This is a genomic window from Caldisericota bacterium, from assembly GCA_034717215.1.
Taxonomy (GTDB): domain Bacteria; phylum Caldisericota; class Caldisericia; order Caldisericales; family Caldisericaceae; genus UBA646.
The window spans coordinates 1-3,320 of record JAYELD010000002.1 but is presented as its reverse complement, the minus strand read 5'-3'; the positions used below and the strand labels follow the sequence as shown (position 1 = coordinate 3,320).

At 34.8% G+C, this 3,320-nt stretch carries 2 protein-coding genes; both read right to left on the bottom strand.

The genetic code is table 11. From position 1 onward, the window contains the following. Positions 1-162: 162 nt before the first annotated feature. Positions 163-1,989 (bottom strand): GNVR domain-containing protein, encoded by a 1,827-nt coding sequence (locus U9Q18_00095; protein MEA3312761.1) that lies wholly within the window; start codon positions 1,987-1,989, stop codon positions 163-165. Positions 1,990-2,285: 296 nt separating this feature from the next. After that, entirely contained in the window at positions 2,286-3,302 is a 1,017-nt protein-coding gene (locus tag U9Q18_00090) for a tetratricopeptide repeat protein (protein MEA3312760.1), read from the bottom strand. Between the last annotated feature and the right edge of the window lie 18 nt (positions 3,303-3,320).

Sequence of the window (3,320 nt, the reverse complement as noted above, 5' to 3'; positions counted from 1 at the left end):
CAATTATTAAACATAGTGCTTTACTTTTTATAATAATTCTTGTATCTTAAAGGACTATTGCGGGTTCGATGAATCGAACCCCTGCCGCACCCCCACCTTAATCCTCCCCCCTCAAGGGGGAGGAGATACTGGATTCCCTCTTTCGAGGGAATGACATATTTTTTATTTCCCTTTTTGCCAGAATTCGAGGAAGAAGGCCACGAACACGCCCACAAATAGCCCGAGCACTCCGGCAATTAAGATATTTAGCTTTTTATTTGGTTTTATGGGATATTTAGGTTCATAAGCCAGGCTGGCAATCTTTACCAGTCCTGATTCTGTAGCTACAGCAATTTTAACTTCCTCATTTTTTTGAGAAAGAACATTATAAACTCCTTTTGCAGTGTTATATTCTCTCTCCAAACGCGATTGAGTTAATTTCTCTTGAGCTAATTCTTGCTTCAGATTTTCAATTCTTTTCCAGTAATCATCAATATTCTCTTTTAATTGTTTTTCTTCTGCTTGTAAAGTTTTCTGCATAATAGTTGATTCAATTAATTGTTTTTGAAGACTTAGATATTCAGGATTAGTAAAGCGAGCAATTTTTTGCTGGTTTTCAGGGGTTGCAGTAGCAATTTCTATTTCCTTCATTTTGTTAGCAAGCATAATATAGGTACTCTCCAATACTTCTTTCTCTCTTTCTAAGTTAGATAATTTTAACCTTTCAATAGCAAATTCTTTCTTATCTTTGTCTAATTCATTTTCTAATATACCGATATTTTCAACTATTTGAGCCATTTCTGTTTGATAGGTCTCTAAATTAATTTCAGAATTAATTATTCTCCCTTCAAGACTTATATACAAAGAATTTAATTCTTCACTTTTTAATTTTAAATTTTTTAATAATAATGCTTCTTCCTCGCTTATTTCCGAAATCAATTGACTTAAGGAAGCATCATCATAAATAGTTTTAGTTAAAATAAAAGTTTTTTCTTGTTCGTTTAATTGTGCTTTCGCTGCCCCAATCTTTGCTTTTTCCTGTTCTATTGATACTTTAAGATTAATGAGTCTGTTGTTAAAATTTATTATTTGGTTTGCCTTGCTCGTAATCTCTTTTTCTAACAAAGAAATTCTACTTTCTTGATTAAAGATTTTTAACTCATCTTCTTTAGCTTGAAGATTTTTTCTAGATAAATTTAGTTGGCTTTCAATAAAATCTTTTGCTTCGACAAATTTCATTCCTTCAGTAAGTCTATCTATATTAGATGAGGAAATAAGTTTTTCTTGTAAAATCATTTGACTTTTGATTTCTTCTATCTTTGCTTTTTCACTTTCAGCACTAATTTTTACATCAGCCAGTCTTGATTCATTCGCCATAATTTTGTCGAGTTTCACAGTAACTTCTTTATCCATGGCATCAATCTTGTTGGTTTCATTAAATTCTCGGGTTTCTTCTTCAATCTTAGAAAGATTTTGATTGGAAATTTTTAACTGTTCTTCAATAAACCCTTGAGCTTCTTTGCTCTCCCGTAAATTAAGATCTTTGTTTTTTTCTATAAATAGGGCTGCCCATACGTTGGCTATGTCTTTGGCTAATTTTGGTTCACCAGCTTGTAAATTCATTTTTATAAGATTGGTATTTTTTAATGATTCAATAGTGATCATCCCCTGTAGACTGTCAGGAGAAAATTCATAAGGTGGTTGGTCCAGATTTAATTTCTTTATTACTTCTTCTTCAATTTTTCTATCTTTTATTAAACTTTCATAAGTTGCTAAAGAGACTTCCGGGGTGAATTGAGTTTGTATTTTAGGTTCAAGCTCTACTTGATATTTTGGTTTAGAAATCATTAAGATAGTACTTGCTTCATAGACAGGTTTTAAGTAAAAATAGCTTACCAGGGCAGCAGTAATAACCGCAATTAAAAATATTAAAATAATTACACCTTTTCTTTTTAGTAAGACATTGATGTATTCACGCAAATCAATTTCTTCTTCTTGTATTTCTGTCATTTTAGAAATACCTCCTGTTTTTTAGTTAGCCGGTTACCCAGTTGGCTGGTTTACCGGTTAAGATAAGGATAAAGATTAAGATTGACCGATTGCCGATTGGCCGATTCACCAATTAAAGACGAGTTACAAGTTATATTTCAGCATATAGGGTTTATCGTATAGTATATAAATCAATAAACTAGAAACCTATTACTTGTCACACATTATTCATCATTTATCACTGTATTTTAACTGGCAAACTGGATAACCGGGTAACCGGCAAACCAGCCAACCGGCCAACTGATCCCCTCCCATTATTACGGATTGTCGGTTTCAGTTGGTTGGGTTTTTAATTCTTCTAAGGCGATTTTTTGGATTGTTTCCCGGGCGTATTGGGCTTCCCGGCTGTCCGGGGCAAGCTCAATAATCTTTTTCAGCTCTTCCTGAGCTTCATCTATCTTGTTTTGCCGCAGGTAAGCCCCCGCCAGCCCATAATGGGCATTAACATACTTGGGATTTATCTTAAGAGCATTCTTAAAAGCTATCTCAGCCGGTTTGTATCTCCCCACCCTCATATAATTATTTCCTAAATCAGTATATAGGGGAACCATCGCTCCTTCAGTCTTCTGATAAGTTATCGCCTGTTTTAGTTTGGTTATTCCCTTGTCCAGCTGGCCTTTTTTAAAATAAAGATAGGCTAACCTCGAGGGTAAATCAGGATGGTCCATATATTTTTCTGCTTTCTCAAAATTTTCTATGGCTGGTGTGTAAATGCCTTTTTTGGATATGATCTGTCCGAGATCATAATACATCATCCCGAAATAAGGATTCCATTTTAAGGCTTCTTGAAAATACCTGGCAGCTGTATCGTAATCAGCCTTTTTGGCATACTCAACACCATAAAATTCGTAAACTTGAGAAACAAAGGGGCGAGATACCATTACACAGAGAAATAAAGATAATATTATAATTACCAGATATAAGAGGGGCTTAAATCTATAGATATTGCTTTCTGTTCTGTCGCTTTTATCGCTCTTGGTTTTTGGCCTCTGCCCGGAATGATTTTCAGAATGATTTAGGGAAACGACAAGCCCTATAAACAGCCAGAAAAGTACCAGAGTTGCCGGCAGGTGCAGGGGGAAACCAAAGACAGCATCTATTAAAACTGCAACTACCCCTCCCATTAAGCCAATTGCTATTCCCTGCTTATATTCGTCTTTTAATCTTTTTAGAAGTTTTATTCCGTAATTAAAATAAGTGATGAGGAGCCAGAGAAAGATTCCTAAGCCCAGCATCCCTATCTCTGCTCCAAGCTGGAGATATTCATTGTGCACTTTATCAGCAATTCCATA